This is a genomic window from Bradyrhizobium sp. SZCCHNS2022, from assembly GCF_032377575.1.
In the GTDB taxonomy this organism is placed as follows: domain Bacteria; phylum Pseudomonadota; class Alphaproteobacteria; order Rhizobiales; family Xanthobacteraceae; genus Bradyrhizobium; species Bradyrhizobium aeschynomenes.
Map to the genome: position 1 here is coordinate 2,124,978 of NZ_JAUHHZ010000001.1, position 26,208 is coordinate 2,151,185.

The following is a 26,208-nucleotide window of genomic DNA, read 5'->3' on the forward strand; positions in this document are numbered from 1 at the left end:
AACCACCGCAGTCCTGCCCGAATTCAGCTATTTTCAGCTATCCCGGCAGACCGAAAAGAGAAAAGACACGCTGATGGCATCATCGAACGACCCCGCTGCGGCGGTGCGACAAAACGTCGAGACTCGGCTGGTGACGGCGGGACGGGACACGAAGGCGCAGCACGGATTCGTGAATCCCCCGGTCGTTCATGGCTCGACCGTTCTGTATCCGACCGCAGAGGACCTGCACGCGCACCGCGGCGAATTCCAATATGGCCGTCACGGCACGCCGACGACGAAGGCGCTGCAGCAGGCGCTGATGGCGCTGGAGGGGCCGCAATGCGCCGGCGTCGGCATCGCGCCGTCGGGCCTGGGAGCCATTTCGACCACCCTGTTGTCGGTGCTCAAGGCCGGCGACCACGTGCTCGTCTGCGACAGCATCTACCGCCCGACCCGCAATTTCTGCAACGGCATGCTGGCGCGGTACGGCGTCGAGACGACCTATTTCGATCCATTGATCGGCTCAGGAATTGAGCAACTGCTCAAACCGAATACACGCGCGGTGGTTGTCGAGGCGCCCGGCTCGCAGTCGTTCGAAATGCCGGACATCCCGGCCATTGCGGCGGTCGCCCACGCCCATGGCGCGCTCGTCATCGACGACAACACCTGGGCCACGCCGCTGTACCACCGCTCGCTCGACCAGGGCGTCGACATCAGCATGCAGGCGGCCACCAAATATATCGGCGGCCATTCCGACATCATGTTCGGCACGATTTCGGCCAATGCGAAGGCCTGGCCTCTGATCTCCGAGGGCATCCGCCTGCTCGGTGTCTGCGCCGGCCCGGACGACGTGTTCCTCGCGTTGCGCGGCGTGCGGACGCTCGGGGTGCGCCTGGCCCAGCATCACCGGTCCGGCCTCGAGATGGCGCGCTGGCTTGCCGCGCGCCCCGAAGTGATCGCGGTGCTGCACCCGGCGCTCGAGAGCCATCCCGGCCACGCGATCTGGAAGCGCGACTTCACCGGCGCCTCCGGCCTGTTCAGCATCGTGCTGCAACCGAAGCCGCAGGCTGCCGTTGATGCCATGCTCGATTCGCTGACCCTGTTCGGCATGGGATACTCCTGGGGCGGCTTCGAGAGCCTGGCGATCCCGTTCGACTGTGCCGGTTACCGCACCGCGACGACCTGGTCCCCCGGCGGTCCAACGCTGCGTCTGCACATCGGCCTCGAGAATACCGACGACCTCAAAGCCGATCTCGATCTCGGCTTTGCCGCGTTCAACGCGGCCTGACCATACCGCCTGCAGGAACCGAGCGCCGCCGGTTCGAGCAACCGTGGCCGACAAATTGGCGTTGATCCCCCACCAATTGGGCGTAGCCTTCGCCTGAACACACGTGGGAATGAACGCGAATCATGGTTCTGCTCGATCTGATGGGCGGCGTAGCGCTGCTGCTGTGGGGCCTGCACATGGTCCACAGCGGCATCCTGCGCGCCTTTGGCCCGGATCTTCGGCTGCTGCTGTCACGTGCGCTACGAAACCGGTTCAGCGCACTCGCCGCCGGACTCGGCCTCACCGCGCTGCTGCAGAGCAGCACGGCGACCGCGCTGATCACCACGTCCTTCGCAGCGGAAGGTCTGGTCGGGCTGGTCCCGGCGCTGGCCATCATGCTCGGCGCCAATATCGGCACCACGCTGATCGTCCAGGTGCTGTCCTTCAACGTGGCGGCGATCGCACCGATCCTGTTCGTAATCGGGCTGGTGGCGTTCCGCAGCGGACCCAGGTCACGAATCAAGGACATCGGCCGGGTGTCGATCGGCCTCGGCCTGATGCTGCTCTCGCTTCACATCCTGATCGACACGCTGGCGCCGGCCGAGGAAGCGCCGGCCATGCGCGTGTTCATGCAGGCCATCACCGCCGACGTGACGCTGTGCATCATCTTCGGTGCGGTCGTGACCTGGATCGTGCATTCGAGCGTCGCCAGCGTGCTGCTGGTCATGTCGCTGGCCTATGCGCATTTCATCACGTCCGATGCGGCCCTGGCGCTGGTGCTCGGCGCCAATCTCGGCAGCGCGGTCAATCCCGTGTTCGAGGGGGCGCGCCGCGACAATCCGGCGAGCTATCGTCTGCCCGTCGGCAATCTCCTCAACCGCATCATCGGCGTGGCGCTGATTGCGCCTTTCCTGCATCCGCTGGCCGCACAACTGCAGCTCTGGCAGCCGGATCTGTCGAAGCTGACCGCACAGTTCCACATGGCCTTCAACCTCGGGACGGCGGTGGTCTTCATCGGCCTGCTCGGCGGCATGGAGAAGCTGCTCGTCAGACTGTTTCCGGACCGTCCGGCGGAAATCGATCCGGCCAAGCCGCGCTATCTGGACGAGACCGCGCTGGAAACCCCGTCGCTGGCGCTCGCCGATGCGGCGCGCGAGGCGTTGCGCATGGGCGACCTGGTCGAGACCATGTTGCGCAACGTGATGACCGCGATGATGACCAATGATCGCGGCCTCGTCGATCAGGTCTCTCGCACGGACAACATCGTCGATCGGCTCGACGAGGCGATCAAGCTCTACATCACCAAGCTGACCCGCGGCAGCCTGGACGAGCGCGAGGGTAAGCGCGCGATGGAGATCATCTCCTTCGCGATCAACCTCGAGCACATCGGCGACATCATCGACAAGAACCTCAGCGAGCTCGCGACGAAGAAGATCAAGCGCCGATTCCAGTTCTCGATCGAAGGCGCCGATGAGTTGCAGGCGTTCCACCGCCAGATCATGGAATCGCTGCGCATCGCGTTCGGCATCTTCATGTCGGGCGATGCCCAGCAGGCGCATCAATTGCTCGACCAGAAGGCCGAGCTCCGCAATGCCGAACTCGCCGCCACCGAGCGGCATCTCGAGCGCCTGCGCGAGGGCCGCTCGGAAACGCTGGAGACCACCTCATTGCATCTCGACGTGCTGCGCGATCTCCGGCGCATCCACTCGCACATCTGCTCGGTCGCCTATCCGGTGCTGGATGCGGCCGGCGAAGTGGCGACGCGCCGGAGTGAAGTGGCGGACAGCGTGACGCCAGTCAGCGCCCTGCCCGCATCGCGGGCTCAGCCGCTGCCGCGCTGAACTCTTGGCGGGCTATGAGTTATTCGTTCCGTCATGGCCGGGCTTGTCCCGGCCATCCACGTCGTCCGGCATGCTGAGCACGACGTGGATGCCCGGGACAGGCCCGGGCATGACGGAGTCACTCATCGGCAGGATCGTTCGCCGGATAGCTCTGGACTTCCACGTGCGATCGCCCTGCCTGCGCCCGGGGCACAGCGGCAAGCCGGCGCAGCCCCGCTCAATTGCTCAGCGTCTGCGATTCCCGCTGGCGGTTCTTGAAGATCAGCATCACGTTGCGGACGTAGATGATGTTCGACAGCAGCTGGCCGAAGATGATCACCGGCTCGCGCTTCACGAGGCCGTAGATCAGCGTCATCAGCCCGCCGCCGATCGAGAAGAACCAGAACGCGAGCGGCACGACGCTCTTGCCCGCGCGCTCGCTCGCGATCCACTGCACCAGGAAGCGCGCCGCAAAGGCGAGCTGCGCGGCGAGGCCGAACACCAGCCAGAAATCAAACTTGGCGATGAAGATGTCGTAGAGATAGTTGCTGAAAGCCTGCCCGAATTGAATCAGCATCATGTCACCTCGATCGCGACCGGCGTCGGCTTCTTGCGGCGGATCAGCCACCACACGCCGGCGAGATCCATGATCCCGATCCACAGCCGGTCGAAGAATCCGTAGTTCGATACGCCCGAATGCCGGGGACGATCGATCACGTCGATATAGGCGATGTCATAGCCCTCGCGCCGCACCAAAGCCGGCAGAAAGCGGTGCAGACCATCGAAATACGGCATCATCAGGAACACGTCGCGGCGAACCGCCTTGAGGCCGCAGCCGGTGTCCCGGGTGCCGTCCTTGAGCACCGCGTTGCGAATCTTGTTGGCGATCCGCGACTGCAGCTTCTTGAAGCCGGTGTCCTTGCGGCCGACGCGCTGGCCGGCGACGAGACCGACGCGCGCGCCGCCCTTTTCCAGGGCCGCGATCAGCTCGGGAAGAAAGGCCGGATTGTTCTGTCCGTCGCCATCGAGCGTCGCAACCATGCCGCCATGTGCGGCGCGGATGCCGCTGCGGACGGCGGCCGATTGCCCCGACGACTTCTCATGGCGCAAGACGCGCAGATTCGGCCGGCGCGCCATCTCCTCGGCGAGCCGCTGCGCGGTGTCGTCGGTGGAGCCGTCATTGACGTAGATGATCTCGTACGGCCACAGGCCGTCGAGCGCAGCCGCGATCTCGGTGATCAGAGGCGTGATGTTGCCGGCCTCGTTGCGCACGGGAACGACGATGGAGACGGCAACGGGGGGTTCGGTCGACAAAATGAGACTCGTGATGGCTTGATCGGGCCGGTTCCTGCCCCGGGCGCTGCGGCGGAGGCTTATTATGGGGCTTGGAGCCGGCTATCAACCCCCTTAGCGCGGTACGATTTGGCCGTCCTTGGCCAAGCGAAAACCGAGCCGCCGGGCTGCGAACCAGTAGCGGACCAGCATGGCACAGGCGAGGCCCACCACGGCGCCAGCCACGACGTCACTCGGATGGTGGGCCAGCAGAACGAGCCGGCTGAAGGCGATCACGACGGCATAGATGAACATCGCAATCCGCAGCCGCGGCCAGACGGCGGCGATGGCGAAGGCCAGCGCAAACGCCGTCACCGCATGCGCCGACGGCATGCTGAAATAGGCCGGAGTGCCGTTGAACGGATCGAAGTTGAAGGCATTTGCCTTGCCGCCGACGAACGGGCGGCCGCGTCCGATGATGTATTTCAGCGCCTGTGCGGCCAGCAGCGATGTCAGCACGGCAAAGAAGACATACTGCACATGGGTCGCGAAGTTGAGCAGGCGGCTGCGTGTGGCTTCGGGCCACAACGGCGCGATCAGGATGGTCAAGACCACACCGGCCGCCAGCAGACTCAGCACGTAGTCATCCTGGCCGAACTCGGTGATGATCCGCACCGGCCACAGGCTCGGGGTGCCGCGCGGCGGCATCAATCCGATCTCATAGGCGTCGAAGGCAACCATCAGCACCAGGATCGTGCCAAGGCCGATGGCGCCGAGCAGGAGGAGCTCGCGCCACAGGCGCTGCCGGCTCGCCGCATCCGGTGCCGTCTGCGGACGCCGCACCAGCCGGCCGAGCAGGAATTTCCCGACCAGTGCGAGCTGGGCGAAATAGCCTGACGAGGTCGGCGGATTGTCGGGGGCGAGCATCTATTCGGTGCCTTCCGAACGGTAGATCGCGATCGACACCGGACGGCCCTGCGAGATGTTGTAGCCGTCGATACGCTTGGCCACGTTGTAGCGCAACCCGATGGCTTCGGCGCGCTGCACGAAGGCGCGTTCGGTGCGCTGCTCGATCAGGGCAAAACGGCAGGTGCCCTGGCTCAGGAAGTCGGCGGCGCCGGAGCCGTCCGTCAGCTGCGTCGACGTTCCCGTCATGAACACGAGGCTCGGTTCGTGGAAGCCTGCAGCGGCCGCCTTGGGCCCGACGCAGACGACGTTGCGCAGCGCGCGCGCAATCTCGGCGCTGGGGAACAGCGGCGTCAGTGCCGGCAGCACCGCGCCGTAGACCACGAATGCCAGGAACATCGCCGCCACGCCGGCATTCAGCAGGGAGCGCTCGGCACGGCCGTCGTCATAGAGCCACCATGCGAACAGGCCGAAGATCAGCGACGCAGCCACGAACGGCCATGCCAGGAACACCGGCTGATGCGTCACGATGATGGCACCGATCACCGCGACCACCGAGGTGATGGCCGGAATTGCAAACCACCAGGCCGCGCCGCGCCGCAGCCAGGAGCGTGACAGCACGCGCCGCTCCAGCGCGCCCGCGGTGAGGATGGCGATCGCCGGATACAGCGGCAGCACGTAATGCGGCAGCTTGGTGAGCACGGCCTCGAATACGATCCACGACGGCAGCAGCCAGGCCAGCAGGAACTGCGCGCCCGGCTCGCGCCGCGCCCGCCACACCGCGGGCGCAGCCATCGCGGCCAGCGGCGCGCCGGGCCAGAAGGTGATGAACAAGAGGAGCAGATAAAGCCCGGGCGGCGCGCCATGCGACTCCTGTGCACCGATCTTGCTCAGCATGTCGCCGCCGACGGAGTCCGCAAAGAAGGTGTCGCCAGCGCGCAGGAAGATCAGCACGAACCAGGGCAGCACCAGCACGAGCATCCACATCAGCCCCCAGACCGGCCGTAGACGCCACAGCCACGCCGCGCCGCGATCCATGATCGCGAGCGCAACGATCGTGAGGCCAGCGAACATCAGGATCAGTGGGCCCTTGATCAGGATGCCGCCGGCCAGAGCCGTCCAGAAGATCGCCGGCGGGCCCCACGGCGGATGCTCCGGATCCTCGCCGCGCTGCCATGACAGATAGACTCGCGCCAGCGCCCCCATCGCGGCCACGACGGTGAACAGCAGCATGGCGTCGGTCTTGGCGAGCCGCGCCTCGACGCCGAGCAGCACCGAGCAGCACATCAGGAGCGCCGCGAACACGGCGCCGCGCCGCGTGACGAAGGCGAGCGCTGTCCAGTACGTCAACAGCACCGCGCCGATGGCGCCGATCAGCGAGGGAATGCGATAGACCCAGATGCGCAGCTGCGCACGCGGCAGCCCGATCGCGGACGCGGTCTCAACGGCAGCCGATTGCAACCAGTAGATGCCGACCGGCTTCTTGTAGCGCACGTCGTCCTGGAAGCGGATGTCGACGTAGTCGCCGCTCTCGACCATCTGCTTGGTCGCCTGCGCGAAGCGCGCCTCGTCGCGATCGATCGGCGGGATCGTGAAGAAGCCGGGCAGAAACAGCAGCAGGCCGCAGACGAGCAGGAACGCGACCGCCCTGGGGTGGCTCACGGTGACGGCATCGATCATCCGCACCAGCCGATTGCCTGGGTTCACCAGGTTCTTCGGCTCGCGCGGCTCTCCAAAACGGGGGCGGGCATAGGTCTCGACCATGGGGTTCCGAATACGCTGAAACCACCATGCCGACAACCGCTTAGCGAACGGTCACTGGATTCTGACCACAACTGTGTCCGCCGCGCCCGTGGCGTCGATGACGGTGAGGCGGGCAAAGCCCGGCCCAGGCGGGTCGATCAGGCGCTGGCGCCGGCTGTCGATCTCGCCGACCGGCAGGCCGTTCACCAGCATCGTCAGCGGCAGCACGCCGCCCGAGACCTTCACGGGCATCACGGACGCTTCGGGCCCTGCGGAACGGTCGACGTCAATGCGCGAGCCGTTCAGCGGGAACTGGATGTGCGGCGCCTGCTCCGCGCCCGTGCGCACGAGTTCACCGACCGGCCGGAACCGGCGCAGCGGCAGCGGCAACTTTGAATTGCTGGCGACCAGCGCGGCCTTGGGCGGCTTCGGCAGCGCCGCCGGCAGCTTGCCCGAGCGTGCGAACGCGTCGAACAGGATCGGCGCCGCCGCCACGCGGCCGATCAGGCCGGGTACTGGCGCGCCATCGGGACGGCCGACCCAGACGCCGATCGTGACGCGGCCGTCGAAGCCGACCGACCAGGCATCGCGATAGCCGTAGCTGGTGCCGGTCTTGAACGCGATGCGGTTGCGCGCGGCATTCTCCGGCGGCGGCGTTCCCAGCAGAACGTTGCCGACCTGCCAGGCGGCTGCCGGATCCATCAGCCGCATCGGCTCGCGCGCGTCGTCCTTGTCGTCGGCGGTCATGATCTCGCGCAGCGGCCGGGTGGTGCCGAGCCGCGGGAAACCCGCATAGAGCTGGGCGAGGTCCTGCAGGGTCACGCCGACGCCGCCGAGGCCCATGGCCAGACCCGGGGCCTCGTCCTTCGGCAGCACCAGATTGCCGCCGGCCTGTTTCAGCCGCGACGACAGCCGGCTGGCGCCGACGCGGTCGAGCAGCACGATCGCCGGTACGTTCAGCGACAGTTGCAGCGCCTTGCGCACCGGCACCGTGCCCTGGAACGTCATGTCGAAATTCTCCGGCGCATAGGAGCCGAAGCGCACCGGGCGGTCCTCGATCAGGCTCTCCGGATGTACAAAGCCGTCCTCGAAGGCGAGGCCGTAGATGAACGGCTTCAAGGTCGAGCCCGGCGAGCGCACCGCGCGGGTCATGTCGACCTGCCCTGCCCGCTTCTCGTCGAAATAATCCGCCGAGCCGACATGCGCGAGCACGTCGCCGCTGTCATTGTCGATGACGATCATGCCGACCGAGACGCTCGGTCCCAATGCGATGGCGCGGTCGCGCGCCAGCGGCTCCAGCACCTTCTGCAACGAGGCATCCAGCGTCAGCCGGATGACCGGCTGGTCCTTGATGGCGGCCGACGCTTGGTCCGCGGCGTGCGGCGCCAGGATCGGCATGGGTTTGCGGAACGCCGGCACCGGCTGCGCCTTGGCCTGCGCGGCCTCCTCCGCGGAGATCACGTTCTCAGAGACCATGCGGTCGAGCACGCGGTCGCGGCCGCGGCGCGCGGCTTCCGGATGACGGTCGAGCCGGCGCGTCTCCGGCGACTGCGGCAGCGCGACCAGCAGCGCAGCTTCCGCCAGCGACAGCCGCTTCGGCTCCTTGCCGAAATAGGCGATCGAGGCTGCGCGGATGCCTTCGAGATTGCCGCCGTAAGGCGCGAGCGTGAGATAGAGATCGAGGATCTCGTCCTTGCTCAGCTTCCGCTCGAGCTCGAGCGCGCGCACGACCTGCCTGAGCTTGGCATGCAGCGAGCGCTGCCGCCTGGGCTCAAGCAGCCGCGCCAGCTGCATCGTGATGGTCGAACCGCCCGAGACGATGTGGCCATGCGATCCGAGCTGGATCGCGGCGCGCGCCAGCGCGCGCGGATCGACGCCATGATGATCGAAGAAGCGCTGGTCCTCATAGGCGAACAGCAGCTTCAGATAGGTCGGGCCGACATCCTTCTTGGCGCTGACCGGCAGCCGCCACCGCCCATCCGCCATCGCATAGGCGCGCAGCAGCTTGCCGTGACGATCGACGACCGTGGTGGAGACGGCTTTTGCCTCGCGCAGCGGCAGCGGGCCTAGGGAGATGGTGTAGACGGTGAGGGCCGTCGTTATGACCAGGATCAGCAGGAGCGCAAGTGCCACTAGACGTTTTGCGACGCGCCCTCTCCTCTCGTCATGCCCGGGCTTGACCCGGGCATCCACGCCGTCCTCGCGCGCGGCCGTGGATGGCCGGGTCAAGCCCGGCCATGACGACGGAGAGTGGAGCTCCGTCGTGCGTCCATCACCGCTGGTTCCACCCTCGCTCATTTCGCCGCGCGGACCTCCACCGAGCCCGTCCCGGTGCGACCATAGCGCGAGGGGTTGTACATGTCCTCGACATAGGCCTGCGGCAGCACGTATTTGCCGGGCGACACCGCACGGACGATGTAGGCGACCGTGAACACCGACTTCGAATCCGCGGCGCGGTCGAGCGCGGCGGTGAAGCGGTCGTCGCGGAACTCGGTATTCACCGGCTCCTGACCGTCCTCGATCCAGTCCAGCGTGCCGCTGTCACCCGACGACACCAGGCGCGGATTGTCGATCTCGAGCCCGGCCGGCAGATAGTCGGAGACCATGATGTGCCCATATTCCGGCTTGGCCTCGGTGACCTTGAGCACCACCGCGAAGCGGTCGTTCTGCTTCGCGATCTTGATGTCCGCCGGCTTGCCGTCGAGCGTGTAGTAGCTGCGCTCGATCTTGAAGCCGTTCGACGCCGCCGGCTCCGGCGTCAGCGGCGAGCCGGACACCGAGACCACCGCCTGCACCGGCGCCTCGCCGGTGTTGGTGATCTTCAGCGGCTGGCCCGACAGCTCGGCCGCCTTGTAGCTGCGGTACAGCGCCTGCTTCACCGCCTGGCCGTTGACGTCGAGCACCAGCGTCTCCTTGGCCAGTGCGCGCGCCGCCAGCACCATCCACGCATTCTCCTGCGTCGAGGTGTAGGGCGTCAGCCCGCGCGCCGCTTCGACGCGGGCCACAGCCTGCGTGAGCGTCGCGCGCGGCGCGTTGCCCTCGCCCGCGAGCGACACCAGCGCCGCGGCATCGCGCAGGTCCGAACCGTAGTCGGTGCGGCCGAACACCAGCACCGGCTTCGGCGCGAGGCTGTCGGCCGCGGCGCCGTAGACCCGCTCGGCACGGGCGCGGTCGCCGACCAGCGCGAGCGCCGCGGCAAGCTGCGCCTTGGCGATCGGCGTTGCGAGATTGCCGAGCTTGGTGTCGGCGAGATAGCGCAGATCGCCGATCGGCGCCGCGCCGTTGCGCGCCAGCACGTAGAGACCGTAGGCGAGATCGCGGCCGCCGGTCTTCTCCGGCTCCTCGGCATTGACCACCGAATTCCTGACGCGGTCGAGCGCGCTCTTGAACAGCACGTCCGGCACCGCAAAGCCCTTCTCGCGGGCGCGGGTCAGGAAGTCCGTCACATAGGCATCGAGCCAGGGATCGTCACCGCCGGCCGACCATAGGCCGAACGAGCCGTTGGATCCCTGACGGGCCAGGAGGCGATCGATGGAGTCGCGGATGCGCTGGTCGACCTCGGTGTCCATGGCAAGATGCGCGCCGGCCGCGAGTTCGTTGACATAAAGCAGCGGCATCGCGCGGCTGGTGATCTGCTCCGAGCAGCCGTGCGGATAGCGATCGAGCGCCTTCAGGATCGTCGCCGCGTCGAGCGCGGTCGACAGCCCCGCCGACAGCGACACCGTGCCGGTGCCCGCCACGAGATCACTGAACATGTCAGAGGTCAGCGTCAGGCTCTCGCCCTTGGCCAAGGTGCGGATCGATCGCCGCGCCAGCACCTGCGTCGCCGGCTTGACGTCGAGCTGATAGTGCCGCGCCAGCGACAGCCCATTCGGTCCCTTGATGTCGACATCGAGCTGCGCCTTGCCGGTGCCGCTGGCTTCCAGCGGCAGCGTCGACGACGAGCGCTGCTTAGCGGCGAGCTTCAACGTGACATTGGCATTGCCGGAGACCTTGACCGGCCCGCTCGCCTTGACGGCCACGACATAGTCGCCGGGCGCGCCCTCGACATTGTCGACGTCGAACGACAGCGTGCCACGGTCGCCGGAGAGCAGGAAGCGCGGCAGGGTCGCGGTCAGCACCACGGGATCGCGCACGGTGACGTCGACATTGGCGCGGCCGACCTTGGTCGCGCTCCACGCCACCGCCATCACGCGCGCCGTGCCGGCGAACTCCGGAATGTCGAAGCTCACCTCCGCCGTCCCATCAGACCCGACCGTGACGATGCCCGAATACAGCGCCAGCGGCTTCTGCGTCGGCGGCGAGCCCTGCAGCTCGGCACCGCCACTGTCACCGCCGGAGCGGATCTGGCCGCGCGAGCCCTGCATGCCGTCGATCAGCTGGCCATAGAGGTCGCGGATCTCGGCCGAGAGCTGGCGCTGGCCGAGATAATAGTCGTCCGGGGCCGGCGGCTTGTAGTTGGTGAGATTGAGGATGCCGACATCGACCGCCGCGATCACGATCTTGGCGTCCTCGCCAGGATTGAGCCCGCCGATCTTGACCGGGATCTTCAGCGCCGAGCCCGGCCGCACCAGCGCCGGCGGGCTCAAGGCGACGTTGAGCGTGCGCGCTGACTTGTCGATGCCGAACCAGGCGAGCCCGAGCGCGCGCCCCGGCATGCGCTGCGCGGCCGCATCGAGCGGACGGCGGAGCGTCGTCACGACATAGGCGCCCGTGCCCCAGTCCTTGCCGACCGCGAGCTTGACCTGGTTGGTGCCTTCCTTGACCTCGGTGGTCTGCGTCGTCAGCAGCCGGTCGCCGAGCACGTTGACCGTCAGCTTGCCGGCGGTGCGCGCATTCACCGTGACGACCATCGTGTCGCCCGACTGATATTGCGGCTTGTCGAGCGAGGTCTCCAAGAGATCCGGCGTATCGGCGCTACCCTCGGTGTACCAGCCGACGTCGAACTGCAGCGAGGTCACCGGACCATCGGCATCGGCCGACTTGACGTCGAGCCGGTAGCGCCCGGCCTCCGGCTGGAAGCTCAACCGCGCCGGCTTGTTCGCCGCGATCGTGACGTCGCCATTGCCGACGCGCTTGGTCGACTTCACCGGCTCATAGGCCCAATAGGAATTCTGCCGATACCATTGATAACGCGACTCGATCTTGAGCAGCTCATAGCGCAGGCCATTGCGCGCCAGCGTCTTGCCCTCCGGCGAGACGAACACGACGTCGAACTCGGCCTTGTCGCCCTCGCCGACGCTCCTGCCCGAGAAGGACGGCTTGATGCCGATCTGCGCCGCCTTCGGCGCCACCGGCAAGGTCAGCTTGCGCTCGACGGCGCGTCCGCCGGTCTCGGCCATGCGGACGTAGATCTGCGCCTCCTGCGGCCGGCTGGAGGACGGCGGCTTCGGCAGGCTGACCGGGAAGGTCGCCGCGCCCTTGTCGTCGGTCTCGGGCATGCCCTCGATCGGCGTGCGCTCGTTGGAGGCGCTCTCCTCGTCGGCGACGCCGAACTGATAGCCCGGAAAACCCGGCCGCTCGGCGGCGGTGGTGACCAGCAGGTCGCCCTCGAGCTGGAGGCCCGATGCCGGCGCGCCATAGAGGAAATGGCCGTCGACCTTCACCTCCACCGGAGCATCAGCCTTCACCTGCTTGTCCTTGGACGACAAATCGAATTCCAGCCGCTCGGGAACGTAATCCTCGACCATGAAGGTGGTCTCGCCGACCGCCGTTCCCTTGGGATCGGTGAAGGCGCGCACGCGATAGGTCCCGGTCGGCACCGCCGAGTTCAGCGCCACGCTGAGCGAGCGCCCGCCAGCGCCCTGGTCGGGCAGCACGGCGCGGCGGAACTCGACTCCGTCGGGACGCTCGACGACGAGGGTCAGCGGCGTGCCGGTCATGGCGTTGCCCTTGCCGTCGCGCAGCAGGGCTGTCAGGTAGACGGTCTCGCTGGAGCGATAGACGCCGCGCTCGGAATAGACGAAGGCATCCGGCCCGGCCGGCGCCTCGCGCCCGGCGACGCCGCGATCCGACAGGTCGAACGCCGTCGTCTTCAGGCTCAGGAAGGCGTAGTCGGCCTTCTCGCCGGACACCGTCAGCATCGCCGGCGACAGCCCGCCCTCGCCCTTCGCCAGCCCCGTCTCGAACAGCACGTGGCCGGCCTCGTCGGTCTTACGCGTCGCCAGGATCTCGTTGTTGCGCGCCACCAGCCGCACCTCGGCACGCGCGACCGGATCGGTCGACGCCAGCGAGTTCACGAACACGTGGATGCCGTCATTGCCGGAGAACGCGGCGATGCCGAGATCGGAGACGATGAACCATTGCGTGGCGAGCTGGCCGCTGTCCTCGTCGCTGTTGCCGCTGGCCGGGCCCTTCGGCGCCGCCGTCATCACATAGACGCCGGGCTGCATGTCGCTGATCGCCTGGTCGACCGGGAACGCGGTGGTGACGTCCTGGTTCAAGGTCATCGCGGTCGAGAGCTCGCCGCTCCACACCTTCATGCCGCGCTGGTCGCCGAGCTCGCTGAGCTGGTAGCTCGACAGCGGCCGCTGGAAATCGCTGTCGATGACCGTGTTGATCAGGTTGCGGTCGCCGATCCGGAACACGCTGACGTTCACCGCCGGCGTGTTGACGCTGACCAGCGGAATGCCCTTCTGCCCGGTGCGCGGCAGCACATAGGCCTTGCCGGTGAAGCGCACGAACGGCTTGCGGTCGCGGACATAGATGTTGAACTCGGCCGATTTCGGCAGGCTCTCCTTGACGCCAGAGGGCAGGCCGGCACGCAGATTGATGTTGTAGCGCTCGCCGTGCTTGAGTCCCTCGACGCAGAGCTGCTTTTCCTCCGAGGTCAGCGCCGGCTTGTCATTGCCGGCCTGCGCCACGAAGGGCGAGAAGTCGGTGCGCTTGGCGAGATCCTCGGAGAACTGGAAGCAGGCGCGCGGGCTCGCCGAGTCCGAATCCACGGTGTAGTCGAGCAGCTTGAAGCCGTGCTCGTCGCGCATCCGCTCATACTGTCCACGGACATCCGCGACCTCGCGCAGCTCGAGCGACATGCGCAGCGTATCCAGCGCCGGCCGCCACAGCTTGCGCTCGGCCATGGTCTTGCCGAGCACCGCGAGCGCATCCGCCTCCTCGCCGGCATTGCCGGCGCGCTGATAGGCGATGTAGGCCGCCGTCGAGGCCCGCTCCAGCAGGAAGGTCTGCTCGGACGTGTTGATCGGCTTGATCTGGTTGAGCACGGTGCGCGCCAGCCGCAGCCAGTTGCCGGAATCATCCGGCGCCGCGGTCGCGATCTGGCCGAGGATCTGCAAGCCCGTCCGCAGGTCGTTCCGCCGCAGCGCCGCGTCGGCATCGGTCCGCAAGGTCGCCAGCGGCTTGTTGACCGCCCCCGCCTCGCTCTTGATCTGCGCCTCCAGCTTGATGGCGGCGTCCGCCAGATCGTCGCGCTTGAACGCCTTGTCGGCCGCGTCGGCCGAACCGGCGGCAAGGACGAGGCCGAGCGCCATGACGGCGCAGAGGACGGCGGCGCGAACCAGACCGATCATGGGACAGCTCCTTGCAAGGATCTTTGGACGGATCTTTGGGCGGCTCTTCGGCACGAGCGGAAGGCCGTGCGTGTTTGGCCGATTCGTGGCGAGAATGGACGCGAAATGGTGACGGACTGATGGCAGCGGTTGCAGCGCCAGACTAGCGCCCCGCCGTGGGGGGCGGCCATCGGCGGGCGGTCCGGCCGGAAAAATCTGTTCATCAACGGCAATTCACAGGACATGGCATACCGGCAAGGCCCGCGGCGGCCGTCAACCGGCGCCACGACACGGAAACGAGGGCGAGCGCCCTCCTCCGCCTCCGCTTGGTCGCGCCGCGCCCCGTTCCGGTTCGGCCGGACTTGGCGAAACCAAAGATTTTTCATATGACCCGTGCTATGAATGCCGTGCCGGCCGGGCCTCCCAGCCCGCAAGCGTTCATCCCGTGACGTCCTCGCCCGACGCTCACGCCGTGACGACGGTCCCATAGCTCAACTGGATAGAGTAGCGGATTTCTACTCCGCGGGTTGCAGGTTCGAGTCCTGCTGGGATCGCCACGCGGGCATCAGGCCGATGACGTCATGCAAGGACGTCCCTCAATCAGACATCGGGTCGCCGATTTCCGTCTGTACGTACGGCGAGCCCTCGCTGGCGGCACCACCATTTCGGTCGAGTGCCGGCCTGAGCCGCAAGAGCCTTGAAATTCAGAAGCCCGGCGGAATTGTCCGGCCGGGCTCGTCCACTCGCGGTCTCGCTGCGCGCCGCTCGCTCAGGTGTCCGGCGCCAGCTGAAACACGCCCGCCTCCTCCACGCGCTTCACGCCGGGGACGGCCCGCAACGTCGACAGCTGGGACGGATCGATCGAACCGGTCACGATCGCCAGCCGGGGCAGGACGCGATCGACCGTGACCCCTGCGTGGCTGAGCTTGCCGAGCAGAACGGCGTCGTCACCGGACACCGGCTCGCCCATCAGGATCGTCACATTCAGTTTCATCGCGTTTCGCCTCCTCAAGGGAGAAAACATCGAGATCACAAGCCCTTGGAGCATGGCCGAAGGATGACGGAGCGAAGCATGCCACATCTCTATTTCGTCCTTCTTACGGGGCGCTCCAACGCGCCAACATCGTCAACGTTCCGTGAATGGCGACTGAACCAAGCCCGCGCCGACGTCTCCTCTCGCCCCATGCAGCGACTTTGCATTCGAGGTCAAAGCCGTCCATAGCGCACGACCGCGCAGGCTAGCGTCCATTTCCGCCCAAAGACAAGCAACGCCCGCAACATGCGGCGCCGCCATGCTCGTCCCGCGAAGCCGCCTGTACTGACGCGGCATCGGCACGGCGGAGAAAACGCCTGCGCCCGGCGCAGCAATGTCGACACCGCCGATGGCCGCTGCACTCGCTCCTGGCGCGCTACCATTCGAGAAATTGGCAACACGGAGCCTGCTGTCGACAGCTCCCACTGCCATGATCGATGGAGAGTTTGCAGGATAATCGACCGGCGCGATGTGACCGACGTCACGACTGCTGGAGTTACCAGCAGCCGCTATCAGCAGCACACCAACATCGAGCGCGGCACTTGCCACGTCATCGTAAATCGAGTGTGGCAACGTGCCCGATGCGACACCTCGTCCGAATGACATGGATATCACGTCGCAACCATCCTCCAGTGCCTTCTCGATGCCGGCAAGAACGTCGCCATCGGTACCGAAGCCCTTGTCATTCAGCACTTTGTAGATGTGCAGATCAGTTCCGGGCGCAACGCCGTAGCGCATGCGCCCCGTCGTCGCATGCGGTCCGGCAGCAGTCCCAGCGCAATGCGTGCCGTGCCCCTGAAAGTCATCACCCGCGCAGCCAAAGGCGCTCCACATCTTCACCGGACGTCCCGCGAAGTCCGGATGCGTCTTGTCAAATCCCGAATCCAGTATGCCGAGCTTCACGCCGGCGCCCGAGAACGAACATCGCGACGCACCGATGGCGTCCACACCCCAGGTCACTTCAGCAGTGTCCTCATGGATCGAGTCGCCTGCTTCGTCGTATGAAAACACGAAGAATTCCGGCATCACACGCCTGATCCCCGGCATGTCCTCAAGCTCTGCCGAACGGCTGCTGACGTCATCCGTACCTTTGAGGACGGCAACGCCGAGCCGGTCGAGAACGACGGCATCGGCGATCTGGACGAGATCCGTAAGGTTCAAGGCCGTCGATCGATACTCGCTGGTCGCGGCGATATGGCTGTTGCCGCCAAGACTCTGCTGAAGCAACGTTTTCCTGACATGGGGACTAACATCCTTCTCGAACTTCACCAGCCAGTTTCCGGTCGCAACCACTGGGGCGGCTGCGCTGTGAAACCTGTACGTATTATGCGAAGGATCGTCGGAGCGACCTTCCCCGGGTCCACCTGGCGCCGGCAACGACATAAGAAAAGCCTCTTCTAAAATTCAGAAAACAATCTGGATCGAGTCCCCAGCATTTGCTGCAACTATTACTACTTGCGGTAGTTTCCGAAAAGGAAAAGATAGGACAGCATCGCAGCCATACACAGCTCCGATTGTCGAGGTAGCCGGGTGCGTTCGCGTGCTTGCCCTCCAGTGTCAAACCCAGCGGACGACTACACGGTGAAAATGTCCCTCGCAAAAATCGGACAGCATCGCCCCGTGCTCGATGTCGCGTTTGGCAGCGATGCATTCACCACCCCACTGTCGTTGGGCCAAATCCCGGGGTCATGACCACCGGCCGACGAGCCCACAAACCCGTGCGCAGCCAACATCCAACCGGGACATTCCATCGCCGTCTCCAGCAACGCCAGCCGTCGTCACCGTAACGCCATGCTGCCGCCGCGGCCGGCCTTCATGTCTGAATGTTGCGGGAACGGCGGGGAAGGCCTAGGCATGCGGCCCAAGAATCATTGGCGGGACCGACTCGTGGTCGGAGGGTTGATTGGCAACGCATGAAGCACTTCGGTTCCTGGTGAGGGTCTTGCGATCCAGGTATCGCGACCACCGGACCGAGCTGGCCGAGCTGCGGCGAAACATCAGGCCCGGCGACATCGTCTGCGACATCGGCGCCAACAAGGGCAGCTTTCTTTATTGGCTCGCGCAATGGTCCGCGCCGGGGCGTGTCATCGCCTTCGAGCCGCAGCCGGAGCTCGCCGCCGGATTGTCCCGGCTCTGCCGCAGGTTTTCGCTCGACAACGTCGTCGTCGAACCACGGGCCGTTTATTCGTCGTCGAGCAGGAAGACGCTGTTCGTGCCCGAGGGGCATCAGCCCGGCGCTTCGCTGCTGGAGCCTGCCGAGACCTCGACGGCGATCGAGGTGCAAACGACGTCGCTGGACGATTACCTTCCAGAAACCGGCAACGTCTCCGCGCTCAAGATCGACGTCGAGGGCGCCGAGCTCGACGTGCTGCGCGGCGCCGAGCGCACCTTGCGCCGTTGTCGGCCGCTGATCGTTGTCGAGTGCGATCGCCGTCTCGCCACGCTGGACCGGGTGAAGGACACCTTCTCGCTGCTGCGCGGCCTCGGCTATGCCGGGGAGTTTCTCAGCAAGGGCCGGCTGCTGCCCTTGTCTGCGTTCGATCCGGAGATTCACCAGCGCGCTGACGGTGAATGGTTCTGGAAGCGAAAGGACTATTGCAACAACTTCATCTTCAGGAACGCGGAGGCGCGGGCGCCATAGCGGGATGGCGCGAAACCGACCCGCGGCCGAACGAAACCGTTTCCCCTGCCCCACGACAACGTCCGGAAACAGAAGGCCGGCATCCTCCTCCCACGTGATCAACCGGTGGGGCGACCGATGTCCGCAGTGCTGAATTTCATCTTCGAATCCTACTGCCTGAGCTGCCGGGCGATGTTCCCGGAGCTGGATGCCGATCGTCCGGCCGTTACGGACTGAGAGTCGCGGCCTCGGATCGCCGGGACATCACCTGCGCACGCGCCACACCGCGATCTTGGCGGACGGGCCGACATCCACCGGCTCGAGAAATCCGGGCGTCTCGCCTCGAAACAGCATTGCCTCCAGGCCGTTGGGAGCGCGCCCCATCACCAGCCGGTTCGGCGCGGTCCGGCAGGTGACGACGTAGTCGACCTGCCGGTCCAACAGGATCTGATGCGCCAGCAGACCTGGCGCGAGCATCAGCTGGAAGAACGCGAGATTGCCGTCATTGTTGCGATGATACGGGGCGGCAAAGACCTCGTGGTCGGTCTCGACGAGAATGGCGGGGCCGATATCGGTCGGCGCCATCACGCGTCCCTTGGGAAGTCGCCGCATCGGCGTGGCATCCGAAACGCTCCGGCACATCGTCGCCGGGTCGTCGAACACCAACGGCTCCCACTTGAAGACAGCGGCAATCAGCGGCTTGGCCGTGCCGGACAGCGTCGCAAACATCGCCGGCGAGACGACGAAGGCCAACAGCACCAGATTGCCTCCGATCGCGAGCGATGGCCAGAGCACCGCGACCCCTGCCGCGAACACCGGCGCAGCGACCATCGCAGCCCCGGCCGCCCCGCGCATCTCCCACAGGCTCACTCCGAGCAGCGAGGCGAGCGTCAGGATCACGATCACCCAGCGGAACCGATCCGACGGATCGGAGCGCAGCAACGCCGCAACGGCGACCCCCAGCGCAATCACGGGACAGGCATAGAAGCCGAGCGCCTCTTCCGGACCGAGCCGGAGCATCTTCGGCAGCGAGATCGTCTCCTGCACGTTGTCGAGCCATAACGAGACGACCAGCGGATCGAGCTGCGCGTACGGAAACATCAGGGACTTTCCGAACAGCAGATAGGATGCCGCCAGCAGAGCGGCCGCAACTCCCATTGCAGCGACGAGGCGCAGCGGCGGGCTCGAGCGAAGACGATCGAGCCCGACCATGAGGATCAAGCCGGCGCCGCCGCCGACCGTCAACAGCAGCAGCGGCCCGCCGAGCGCGTCCATGACCGGCGCCGCGAGCGTGGACATCGGGAGCAGAAGCAGCGCGAAGCCCAGGGATGACGCGGCGAGTGCGCCGGCGAACGCCGAGACCTGCCGCGCGACCGGCGCGCCCCGCCATATGAAGAGACCCGCCACGGCAACGCTGACCGTCGCGATCGCCGGCAGCATCTCAACGCCGACGGCCAGCGATGCCGACGCCGCAACGCCGGCACATGCGGCCTTGAACGCGCTGCGCTCGATCTGCAGCGCGAACAACATCATGGCCAGCACCAGGACGATCTGCGCGTTGTGATGATCGATGCTGCCCGGCCGAAAATGCGCCAGGGCCGGCATTGCCAGCATTGCCAGCACGAGGGCTCCCAGCATCGCCGTCGGCGCGCCGCCGCTCATCTGCCGGGCGATTGCAGCAACCAGCGCGAGCGCGACCGCAAACAGCAACAGCGGCCATAGGGTCAGCGTCACCAGTTCGGCCTGGTGCGTTCCCAGCAGAGGTTTCAGCAGCAGGATCGAGAGGGCCAGCGGCAGATCGATCAGCCGCGACCAGTGCATCAGGAGGCCGGGCGGATCCAGCCGATATTGGTGGAGGTCGGACCAGGCCTGGCCATTGATCAGATCGCGAACCTCGACCAGTCGCATGGCGTCGTCGGTCGACATGGCATCCAGCACGCCGGTCTTGATCCAGAGCACCTTGATCGCGAACGCGGCCGCAAGTCCGAGCACTGCGACCACGAGGCCGGCGCTCCACCTTCGCCGCTCCTTTGGAACAAGGCTCGAAGCTGAAACGAGATCTGACATGCGGAGCCCATCAATCTGCGAGGCGATGACGACCGACGTGCCCCTCGTTGGCGGCACCTGTGGCGATGGTCCGCGCAAGGTTCGTGGCGATCAGGTCGCGCTCGACGGCCATCGGGCCGGACCCCGGCCAAGCCGTCCTCGCTCGCGTCAGCGCGCCATCCACCCCACGCAACGTTCAATCCCATGACTACGGCTCATTGCCTAAGGTAGCGTGAACGGTAGCCGGTCCGGCATCGGGCTCCCGCGGCCATCGGGGGGCCAATCGCCCTCTCTGCCGCACCGGAACGTCCGAAAAGCCCCCTGCAGACCGCGGTGAACGCCGCGCGGCCAGCCTGCGCGGGACCCGCCGGACCATCCGGACATGGTGTTAAGCTTTCCGCTTCAGCTTAACGGCGGCTTCCGTTTGACGCCTGCGGCTGCATCCGCCACGTCGTCACTGGTGGAGCTTTTGACATGTTCGAACTGGCCATTTTCAGCGCATTTTGTTTGATTGCCGCCGTTGCCCTCGTCACGATCTACCAGCGGCGGCAGGACGTCCTTTATGGACCTTATATCGAGGACGTCTCCTGGCCTCCGGCTCGACCTGACGACAGCATCGGGGCATCGTCCTGAGCCAGGTGATCTCCAGGTGATCTGATGATGAGGACCGGACCTGTGAGCAGGCTCGACACCGTCATGCCCAAGCGCCCGCACTGGGCTGGCATCACAGGCCGACGCGGCCTCCGGAATCGCTGAGCAACGCGTCCAGCCGGTCCGGACTGATGCTCTGGCCGCCGGGCGTCTCGATGCTGACGCAGGCGGCGCCCAGGCGCAGATAGGTGTTGGCCGTGAGCAGCGCATCCTGCGCGCTGCGGCACCTGATGGTGGCGATCGCGCTGACACTCTCGGCCCGGACGGTGAAGGAGGCAGCAGCCATGAAGGAGAAGCCCGTTTGCCAGCGGCGGCTGAAAGGAAGCCGGAGCTTATGCAACGGGACCCGACGGCCTCATTGAGCTGGATCAAACCGCGCGGGCGATGGTGGCCGCGCCGTCCTCAGCCTCGGCCGAGCGACAGGCTGATCCGGGTCACCAGGCCGTCCCAATCGCGCTCCCAGGCCCGGGGATAGTTGATGAGAACGCAGTGCACGTAACGGCCGACGAAGTTGCAGCGGTTGTACCAGACGTAATCGCCCTTGTAGCTCGACACGGCGAAGAAGCGTGCGGTGATGCGCTTGTACTGGATGTTCGGTGGAGGGTTCTTCCTGGCGAGGAACCGCGCTGGCGAATCCCCGGTGACGTTCGCCATCGACTGCACCGTGAGATTGGCGCGGCCGTCGGCGGTCTGGAAGCGTTGGCCGTAGCCATCGGGTCGACCGGCCATGTCGCTGAAGACCGAGACGGGAATGTCGACCGAGGTGCCGGTCTCCGGGATGCGATAGGTGCTCCAGCGTACCGGCTCGGCCTGTGCGCCGGCGCTCCAGCAGACGGCGCATGCGAGCGCGGAAAGAGCCTTGATGATCGATGTCATGTCTGTCGTTCCGAACAGCCTGGGAAAGCCGCGACGTTAGCTCAGCTTCGCGGCCCTGCGAAGGCACCGCTACAGTCTCGCCGGACGAACGCACGGCAACGCCCAAGGTTCATGGCGCGCCCCGAACATCCAGCGGACTCGCCGCTCGGCGCGGCCAAACGCGGTGTCCGGCACGAAGGGCTCGCTCGCGCGAAACCACCCGGCCCTGCCCGTCGGCCAAATCGCCCTCCATCGCGCGCGCCATGCCCCGCCGATTTCAATGCAACGCGGACCATTGATGCCTGCGCGCGGAACGTCATTTCACGAGTGCGCTCAAGGTGATTTGGGCTGTCCAGTCGTCCGCGGAAAAATATCGTTGTTTCCTTTTTTCGGAATTCGTGTTGACTGTCTTCGTCCCGCCTCGCAGCAGAGGGGCGCATCGCGATCGTCACGAGCGTTGGGTGCGGGATACGATGGGCGCAGCGGACTGCAGCATGCTGGTCATGCGGACGAACAGTTCATTGCGCACGGTCAAGTCGCGCGGTCCTGATATCCCGACGCTGATATCAAGGTCGTGAGCTCGACGAGGGCTCCGACCGATGGTGGCCAGAAGCCGGCGCACCAGGGAGAACGCGAAGCAGCCGTTAAAGCCATTGTGCAGGGGAGGCCGGGAATGTCCGGCTGCGCCTGTGGTTCCTGCCCCGTGCAATCTTTCAGCACGGGGGCCGCGGGTGTCAGTGGATGCCCGGCCTTCCCTGCGCCCTCCTCCTCGAACGAGGGCAAAGCGACTGCCATGACTCGGGCATAAGGTGCCGCGAGAGCGCCAGCGCTCGGCCGGCGCAACCTCCCCGCCATGCCGACGCCTCACCTGGGCTCAACGCGCGACGCGCGTGGGATACGACCTCGATGATTATGCGGCTGTTGTTGGATGAGCACATCCACAGAGAGAATTCCGAAGCGGCCTTCCGTCGACGTCATTCACATGATACCAGTCATGCCACAGATGCTGGCGACCTCGTGGCGACAACGCCACAGGGGTTAATGCCTCGCCACATATTGGCCGAGCGCGCGACATGCCGGCCCTATACTTCGAGTTGCTTTTGCAACCCGCGCGACGGACGGGCTCACTGGCCGTTCGCAACGATCCGGCCGGGCAGGCCAGGATCGCTCAGAATGCTTTTCCGACAAGAATTAAGCTTACCAACGTGCGCGGCTGCGCCTCGGCAACCTGGCAACTTCATTCAGCAGCCGAGACGTGCAACAATACTATGCGCAACTAATATCAACCTGAGATTTAATTTACTGAACATTTACTTTCCTCAACTTTGCCCCAAAAACTGCACGATGCTGGGTTCCTCTTTCACAATTAGAACTCTTCTGGAGCCCTACAAAAACACCGCCCCAGAACGGGTTCTAACAAGCCTCGAATATTCTTTCATCACTCACTCTCCGTCTTCGTTTCGCGTACAGAGGTCCCACCATGACGACACTGACCAAGGCTCTCCCGACCCATCTCGAAGAGACGCGCATCGACTCCGAGAAGCTGCGGACGATTCTGATGCTTTGCGGCGCAACGGCGTTCGGCTTCATTCTTCACGCCACCTACGGCCTCGATCTCAGCTACGCCTTCTTCTGATTGGATCAGCCTTCCGGCCGCGGCTGGCGGGCTTTTCGTTCCGGACGCGATCGTCGTCCGTCCCGGCTCGCGGGGTTCTGGAATCAGCCCCGCGCGTCGTTTTGTCGAAGCGCGACGCGTGTCACGCGAGAATGTTGGCAGAGGCCCGCCACCCCAGGCTGATCGCAATTTTGCACAGGCTGGACGCGCCGCTCCCACAATTCCGCCTTGACCACGGGACACGCTGAGGGTGTCGAGACTTGCGGTTGCTTGAGGACGAGTAGCGTCATGCGTTCGCCAGTATATGATCTGTATCAGATGAAGCAGGACCGATTGCCGAAGGGAGCCCGTTCGGCTTGGCTGAGAACGCGGCCGAACGAGCCGCCGGCCTCGGCGGATGATTGGGTGTTCGTCGGCAAGGAACGCCACCCGAGCCGGTGGACCATTGCCGAGATGAACGAGAAGGGCACCTGCTATCGTGAGATTCCGATCTGGCTGTCGAGCCGGCGGAGCATGATGGCCGGATCAGCCGCCGACGGCAGCGTGCAGACGCCCGCGGCCTGAGCGCGGAGCGCAGTCGGGACGCGGGGTTCTCAGGCGAGCCGGACCCCGTAATAGTCGTCGACCTTGCGGCCGGTCGCGAGATCACCCCAGTCCCACTCGCGCTCGTCGGAATATCGCGGCGCTCCTCGGAGCTGATCCTCGGTGACTCCCGTGACGTAGCCGCCGAGCCGCGTGTCGTATTTCAGCGACTGCCACGGCAGCGGATAGTGGTCGTTGCCGAGACCGAGAAAGCCGCCGAACGCGAGCACGACATAGGACACGCGACCGCTCAACTTGTCGATCATCACGCGCTCGATGGCGCCGATCTTGTTGTCGTCGGCGCCATAGACGGACGTCCCCTCGACCTTGTCGCTTCCGATCAGATTGCCATATTCACGCTGCTCGAGCATCGATGTATCGACCATGGATGTCATTTCGGCCTCCACTCCTTGCAAAGAAAAAACGTCAGCCCGCGCCGGATGGGTCAGCGGGGTCCCGACGCCTTGCGGTCCTTGTCATCAGGACGCCCCGTCGCCTCACGGCTCGGCGCGTCGGGCGACGTCGTCTGATGTGCGAGTTGCGCCCGATCCTTGTCGGCAGGCTGCTCCTCGCCACGACCTGTTTTGATGATGCCTTGGCTCGTCCGATCCATCGCAGACCTCCTTCATTTTCCTGTCAATGCAGCACGTCCAGCGGAACGCGGCAGATCTCGTCGCCCTCCTCATTGGTGACCAGAACTGCGTAGTTCTGATTGCGCAGCTCGGGATGATCCGAAACCAGCTGTCGCGCGATCACGTCGGCCGAGTCCATTGCCTCGACGTCGCCGGGCAACTCGACGTAACGATCACCAGCGATCGATTCGCTGTTCGTCAAATCAAAGTGATAGAACGGCATGATCCCATCCGAGCCTTGCATCGCGACGCTCCAACCGCGCGACGATCCGCAATCGAGATTTCCCTGACACGACGCGTGCTGGCGGCATTCGTTCCCTGCTGAGCCAATACGTCTCAGTCACCATCAGGGCGCAGGATCGATTGCGACGGCGTGCATTTTCAACCTCGTGAACGAACGTTCACAGCGGTCGCCGGTTGGTGATCACCATCATGAGGAGAACCCGAATGGCGGACGAACGCAGACATTCGATGTCGCGCCGTCAAATGGTCGGAGGCACTGCGACACTCGCAGCCGCCTCATTGACATCAGCACCGGAGGTGACTCCGGAATGGGCCGCGCGGCGGCGATCGCCTATGCGCGCGAGGGCGCCGATGTCGCCATCAACTACTATCCGACCGAAGAGCCAGATGCGCAGAAGGTGGTTGCGCTCATCAGGGCCGAAGGACGACGGGCGGTCGCCATTCCCGGCGATCTGCGCGATGAATGCTTCTGTCAGCAGCTGGTCGCACAAGCCCTCGAGGCGCTCGGCGGTCTCGACATCATCGTCAACAACGCGGCGCGTCAGCAGACCCGCCAATCGATCCTCGACGTGTCATCCGAGGATTTCGACGCGACGATGAAGACCAACATCTACGCCCCGTTCTGGATCATCATGGCGGCCTTGCCCCACCTCAAGCCAGGCTCAGCGATCATCGGCACCTCGTCCGAACAGGCCTATGATCCGTTTCCAGATCTCTACGACTATGCGCAGACCAAGGCCGCGACCATGAACTACGTGAAATCGCTCGCCAAGCAGCTTGGCCCCAAGGGCATTCGGGTCAATGCCGTTGCACCGGGCCCGATCTGGACGCCCCTGCAAGTCTCGGGCGGGGCGACGACGGAGAAGCTGGAGAAGTTCGGCGGGCAGACGCCGCTTGGTCGGCCAGGGCAGCCCGCGGAGCTGGGATCGATCCATGTTCAGCTGGCAGCAGCAGACGCGAGCTACGCCAATGGCAGGTCTACGGATCATCCGGAGGGGCGGGACAGCCGTGAGTCTGTCCCCTCACCTCAGATGTGGGTCACGGGTTGCGGAAGCGAATAGGCTTCCGTATGGACCTGGCGGATTGTGGTCAGCGCCGCGGCCGCGGAGGCTACGCTGAAGGCAGTGAGCAGTGCGATGAGAACGATACGGGGGGCCATCGTGAAGTCCTCCATTCCCGATCCGATCTTCCAAGTCTATTCGTGGAGCGGCTCGCCCCTCCGCGGCAATACCGGAGCGACCTCGCCGTCGAGCCATTCCTGTTCGTTCGCCAATGCGTGCCAGCCCTGGGCCATGCGCGTATAGCGACGAAATGCCGGATCACTCTCGGCTCGCTCGGCGAGGTTAAGGCAGTTGTCCGCGTTTTCTCTGAAGAGATCTGACTGTTTCATTTGAACTACCTGGGAGCCCCGCCGATCTGACGCAACCGCGTTACGTGAT

At 65.5% G+C, this 26,208-nt stretch carries 20 protein-coding genes, 1 tRNA gene and 1 pseudogene; 8 read left to right on the forward strand and 14 right to left on the reverse strand.

The features are described from left to right. Positions 1–73 precede the first annotated feature (73 nt). Together metC and QXZ94_RS09475 are read left to right on the forward strand one after the other, a co-directional pair. Positions 74–1,267 carry a cystathionine beta-lyase gene (metC, locus tag QXZ94_RS09470; RefSeq protein ID WP_315726172.1) on the forward strand — a complete coding sequence of 398 codons (1,194 nt, stop codon included), beginning with the start codon at positions 74–76 and terminating at the stop codon, positions 1,265–1,267. A 122-nt stretch (positions 1,268–1,389) separates the two neighbouring features. Continuing rightward, positions 1,390–3,087 (forward strand): Na/Pi cotransporter family protein, encoded by a 1,698-nt coding sequence (locus tag QXZ94_RS09475; protein ID WP_315720193.1) that lies wholly within the window; start codon positions 1,390–1,392, stop codon positions 3,085–3,087. 217 nt (positions 3,088–3,304) lie between these two features. Here QXZ94_RS09475 and QXZ94_RS09480 read toward each other — a convergent pair whose 3' ends face one another. From QXZ94_RS09480 to QXZ94_RS09505, 6 genes are all read right to left on the reverse strand, one after another. Then, entirely contained in the window at positions 3,305–3,643 is a 339-nt protein-coding gene (locus QXZ94_RS09480; RefSeq protein WP_172109779.1) for a lipid-A-disaccharide synthase N-terminal domain-containing protein, read from the reverse strand. Beyond that, entirely contained in the window at positions 3,643–4,380 is a 738-nt protein-coding gene (locus tag QXZ94_RS09485) for a glycosyltransferase family 2 protein (protein ID WP_315720194.1), read from the reverse strand. Before QXZ94_RS09485 ends, QXZ94_RS09480 begins: the two co-directional genes overlap by 1 nt. Before the next feature lie 93 nt (positions 4,381–4,473). Continuing rightward, positions 4,474–5,265 carry a phosphatase PAP2 family protein gene (locus tag QXZ94_RS09490; RefSeq protein ID WP_315720195.1) on the reverse strand — a complete coding sequence of 264 codons (792 nt, stop codon included), beginning with the start codon at positions 5,263–5,265 and terminating at the stop codon, positions 4,474–4,476. After that, on the reverse strand, positions 5,266–7,008 hold the full coding sequence (locus QXZ94_RS09495; RefSeq protein ID WP_315720196.1) for a glycosyltransferase family 39 protein: 1,743 nt from the start codon (positions 7,006–7,008) through the stop codon (positions 5,266–5,268). 51 nt (positions 7,009–7,059) lie between these two features. Continuing rightward, positions 7,060–9,285, reverse strand: a complete 2,226-nt coding sequence (pbpC, locus tag QXZ94_RS09500) for a penicillin-binding protein 1C (protein ID WP_315720197.1) — start codon at positions 9,283–9,285, stop codon at positions 7,060–7,062. After that, positions 9,282–14,513 carry an alpha-2-macroglobulin gene (locus tag QXZ94_RS09505; RefSeq protein ID WP_315720198.1) on the reverse strand — a complete coding sequence of 1,744 codons (5,232 nt, stop codon included), beginning with the start codon at positions 14,511–14,513 and terminating at the stop codon, positions 9,282–9,284. Before QXZ94_RS09505 ends, pbpC begins: the two co-directional genes overlap by 4 nt. Positions 14,514–14,972: 459 nt before the next feature. Here QXZ94_RS09505 and QXZ94_RS09510 point away from each other — a divergent pair. Continuing rightward, positions 14,973–15,049: transfer RNA gene (locus tag QXZ94_RS09510), tRNA-Arg, on the forward strand. 212 nt (positions 15,050–15,261) lie between these two features. Here the strand turns inward: QXZ94_RS09510 and QXZ94_RS09515 are convergent. After that, complete coding sequence (locus QXZ94_RS09515; RefSeq protein WP_315720199.1) at positions 15,262–15,486, reverse strand: hypothetical protein; 225 nt, start codon at positions 15,484–15,486, stop codon at positions 15,262–15,264. Between the two features lie 132 nt (positions 15,487–15,618). Next, positions 15,619–16,794, reverse strand: coding sequence for a S8 family serine peptidase (locus QXZ94_RS09520; protein WP_315720200.1), 1,176 nt, complete (start codon positions 16,792–16,794; stop codon positions 15,619–15,621). Positions 16,795–17,428: 634 nt separating this feature from the next. Between QXZ94_RS09520 and QXZ94_RS09525 the strand changes: the two genes are divergently transcribed. After that, entirely contained in the window at positions 17,429–18,166 is a 738-nt protein-coding gene (locus QXZ94_RS09525; RefSeq protein WP_315720201.1) for an FkbM family methyltransferase, read from the forward strand. 243 nt (positions 18,167–18,409) lie between these two features. Here QXZ94_RS09525 and QXZ94_RS09530 read toward each other — a convergent pair whose 3' ends face one another. Beyond that, positions 18,410–20,146 (reverse strand): hypothetical protein, encoded by a 1,737-nt coding sequence (locus QXZ94_RS09530; protein ID WP_315720202.1) that lies wholly within the window; start codon positions 20,144–20,146, stop codon positions 18,410–18,412. A gap of 519 nt (positions 20,147–20,665) precedes the next feature. Between QXZ94_RS09530 and QXZ94_RS09535 the strand changes: the two genes are divergently transcribed. Next, positions 20,666–20,824: a hypothetical protein gene (locus tag QXZ94_RS09535; protein WP_172108745.1), complete on the forward strand. Its 159-nt coding sequence runs from the start codon at positions 20,666–20,668 to the stop codon at positions 20,822–20,824. A gap of 91 nt (positions 20,825–20,915) precedes the next feature. Here QXZ94_RS09535 and QXZ94_RS09540 read toward each other — a convergent pair whose 3' ends face one another. Together QXZ94_RS09540 and QXZ94_RS09545 are read right to left on the reverse strand one after the other, a co-directional pair. Beyond that, a complete protein-coding gene (locus tag QXZ94_RS09540; RefSeq protein WP_172108743.1) occupies positions 20,916–21,128 on the reverse strand; it encodes a hypothetical protein in 213 nt (70 codons plus the stop codon). A 116-nt stretch (positions 21,129–21,244) separates the two neighbouring features. Next, a complete protein-coding gene (locus tag QXZ94_RS09545; protein WP_315720203.1) occupies positions 21,245–21,718 on the reverse strand; it encodes a hypothetical protein in 474 nt (157 codons plus the stop codon). A 1,459-nt stretch (positions 21,719–23,177) separates the two neighbouring features. On the opposite strand from QXZ94_RS09545, the gene QXZ94_RS09550 reads away from it, so the two are divergent. Beyond that, positions 23,178–23,333: a hypothetical protein gene (locus tag QXZ94_RS09550; RefSeq protein WP_012043977.1), complete on the forward strand. Its 156-nt coding sequence runs from the start codon at positions 23,178–23,180 to the stop codon at positions 23,331–23,333. A gap of 267 nt (positions 23,334–23,600) precedes the next feature. Next, a complete protein-coding gene (locus QXZ94_RS09555) occupies positions 23,601–23,876 on the forward strand; it encodes a hypothetical protein (protein WP_315720204.1) in 276 nt (91 codons plus the stop codon). Between the two features lie 29 nt (positions 23,877–23,905). Here the strand turns inward: QXZ94_RS09555 and QXZ94_RS09560 are convergent, their stop codons facing one another. Together QXZ94_RS09560 and QXZ94_RS09565 are read right to left on the reverse strand one after the other, a co-directional pair. Next, positions 23,906–24,289: a PRC-barrel domain-containing protein gene (locus QXZ94_RS09560; protein WP_409998741.1), complete on the reverse strand. Its 384-nt coding sequence runs from the start codon at positions 24,287–24,289 to the stop codon at positions 23,906–23,908. A 241-nt stretch (positions 24,290–24,530) separates the two neighbouring features. Continuing rightward, a complete protein-coding gene (locus tag QXZ94_RS09565) occupies positions 24,531–24,749 on the reverse strand; it encodes a DUF6894 family protein (protein ID WP_172108733.1) in 219 nt (72 codons plus the stop codon). Positions 24,750–25,056: 307 nt separating this feature from the next. On the opposite strand from QXZ94_RS09565, the pseudogene QXZ94_RS09570 reads away from it, so the two are divergent. Continuing rightward, positions 25,057–25,781, forward strand: a pseudogene (locus QXZ94_RS09570) (SDR family oxidoreductase); the annotation flags it as partial. Between the two features lie 183 nt (positions 25,782–25,964). On the opposite strand, the gene QXZ94_RS09575 reads toward QXZ94_RS09570, so the two are convergent. Further along, positions 25,965–26,159, reverse strand: coding sequence for a hypothetical protein (locus QXZ94_RS09575; protein ID WP_315720205.1), 195 nt, complete (start codon positions 26,157–26,159; stop codon positions 25,965–25,967). Positions 26,160–26,208 lie beyond the last annotated feature (49 nt).

Excerpts from the sequence above, each read along its gene's own strand:
- metC (WP_315726172.1), top strand. The coding sequence starts at position 74 with ATGGCATCATCGAACGACCCCGCTGCGGCGGTGCGACAAAACGTCGAG.
- QXZ94_RS09475 (WP_315720193.1), top strand. The coding sequence starts at position 1,390 with ATGGTTCTGCTCGATCTGATGGGCGGCGTAGCGCTGCTGCTGTGGGGC.
- QXZ94_RS09480 (WP_172109779.1), bottom strand. The coding sequence starts at position 3,643 with ATGCTGATTCAATTCGGGCAGGCTTTCAGCAACTATCTCTACGACATC.
- QXZ94_RS09490 (WP_315720195.1), bottom strand. The coding sequence starts at position 5,265 with ATGCTCGCCCCCGACAATCCGCCGACCTCGTCAGGCTATTTCGCCCAG.
- QXZ94_RS09495 (WP_315720196.1), bottom strand. The coding sequence starts at position 7,008 with ATGGTCGAGACCTATGCCCGCCCCCGTTTTGGAGAGCCGCGCGAGCCG.
- pbpC (WP_315720197.1), bottom strand. The coding sequence starts at position 9,285 with ATGAGCGAGGGTGGAACCAGCGGTGATGGACGCACGACGGAGCTCCAC.
- QXZ94_RS09505 (WP_315720198.1), bottom strand. The coding sequence starts at position 14,513 with ATGATCGGTCTGGTTCGCGCCGCCGTCCTCTGCGCCGTCATGGCGCTC.
- QXZ94_RS09515 (WP_315720199.1), bottom strand. The coding sequence starts at position 15,486 with ATGAAACTGAATGTGACGATCCTGATGGGCGAGCCGGTGTCCGGTGAC.
- QXZ94_RS09535 (WP_172108745.1), top strand. The coding sequence starts at position 20,666 with ATGTTCGAACTGGCCATTTTCAGCGCATTTTGTTTGATTGCCGCCGTT.
- QXZ94_RS09540 (WP_172108743.1), bottom strand. The coding sequence starts at position 21,128 with ATGGCTGCTGCCTCCTTCACCGTCCGGGCCGAGAGTGTCAGCGCGATC.
- QXZ94_RS09545 (WP_315720203.1), bottom strand. The coding sequence starts at position 21,718 with ATGACATCGATCATCAAGGCTCTTTCCGCGCTCGCATGCGCCGTCTGC.
- QXZ94_RS09550 (WP_012043977.1), top strand. The coding sequence starts at position 23,178 with ATGACGACACTGACCAAGGCTCTCCCGACCCATCTCGAAGAGACGCGC.
- QXZ94_RS09555 (WP_315720204.1), top strand. The coding sequence starts at position 23,601 with ATGCGTTCGCCAGTATATGATCTGTATCAGATGAAGCAGGACCGATTG.
- QXZ94_RS09560 (WP_409998741.1), bottom strand. The coding sequence starts at position 24,289 with ATGACATCCATGGTCGATACATCGATGCTCGAGCAGCGTGAATATGGC.
- QXZ94_RS09565 (WP_172108733.1), bottom strand. The coding sequence starts at position 24,749 with ATGCCGTTCTATCACTTTGATTTGACGAACAGCGAATCGATCGCTGGT.
- QXZ94_RS09575 (WP_315720205.1), bottom strand. The coding sequence starts at position 26,159 with ATGAAACAGTCAGATCTCTTCAGAGAAAACGCGGACAACTGCCTTAAC.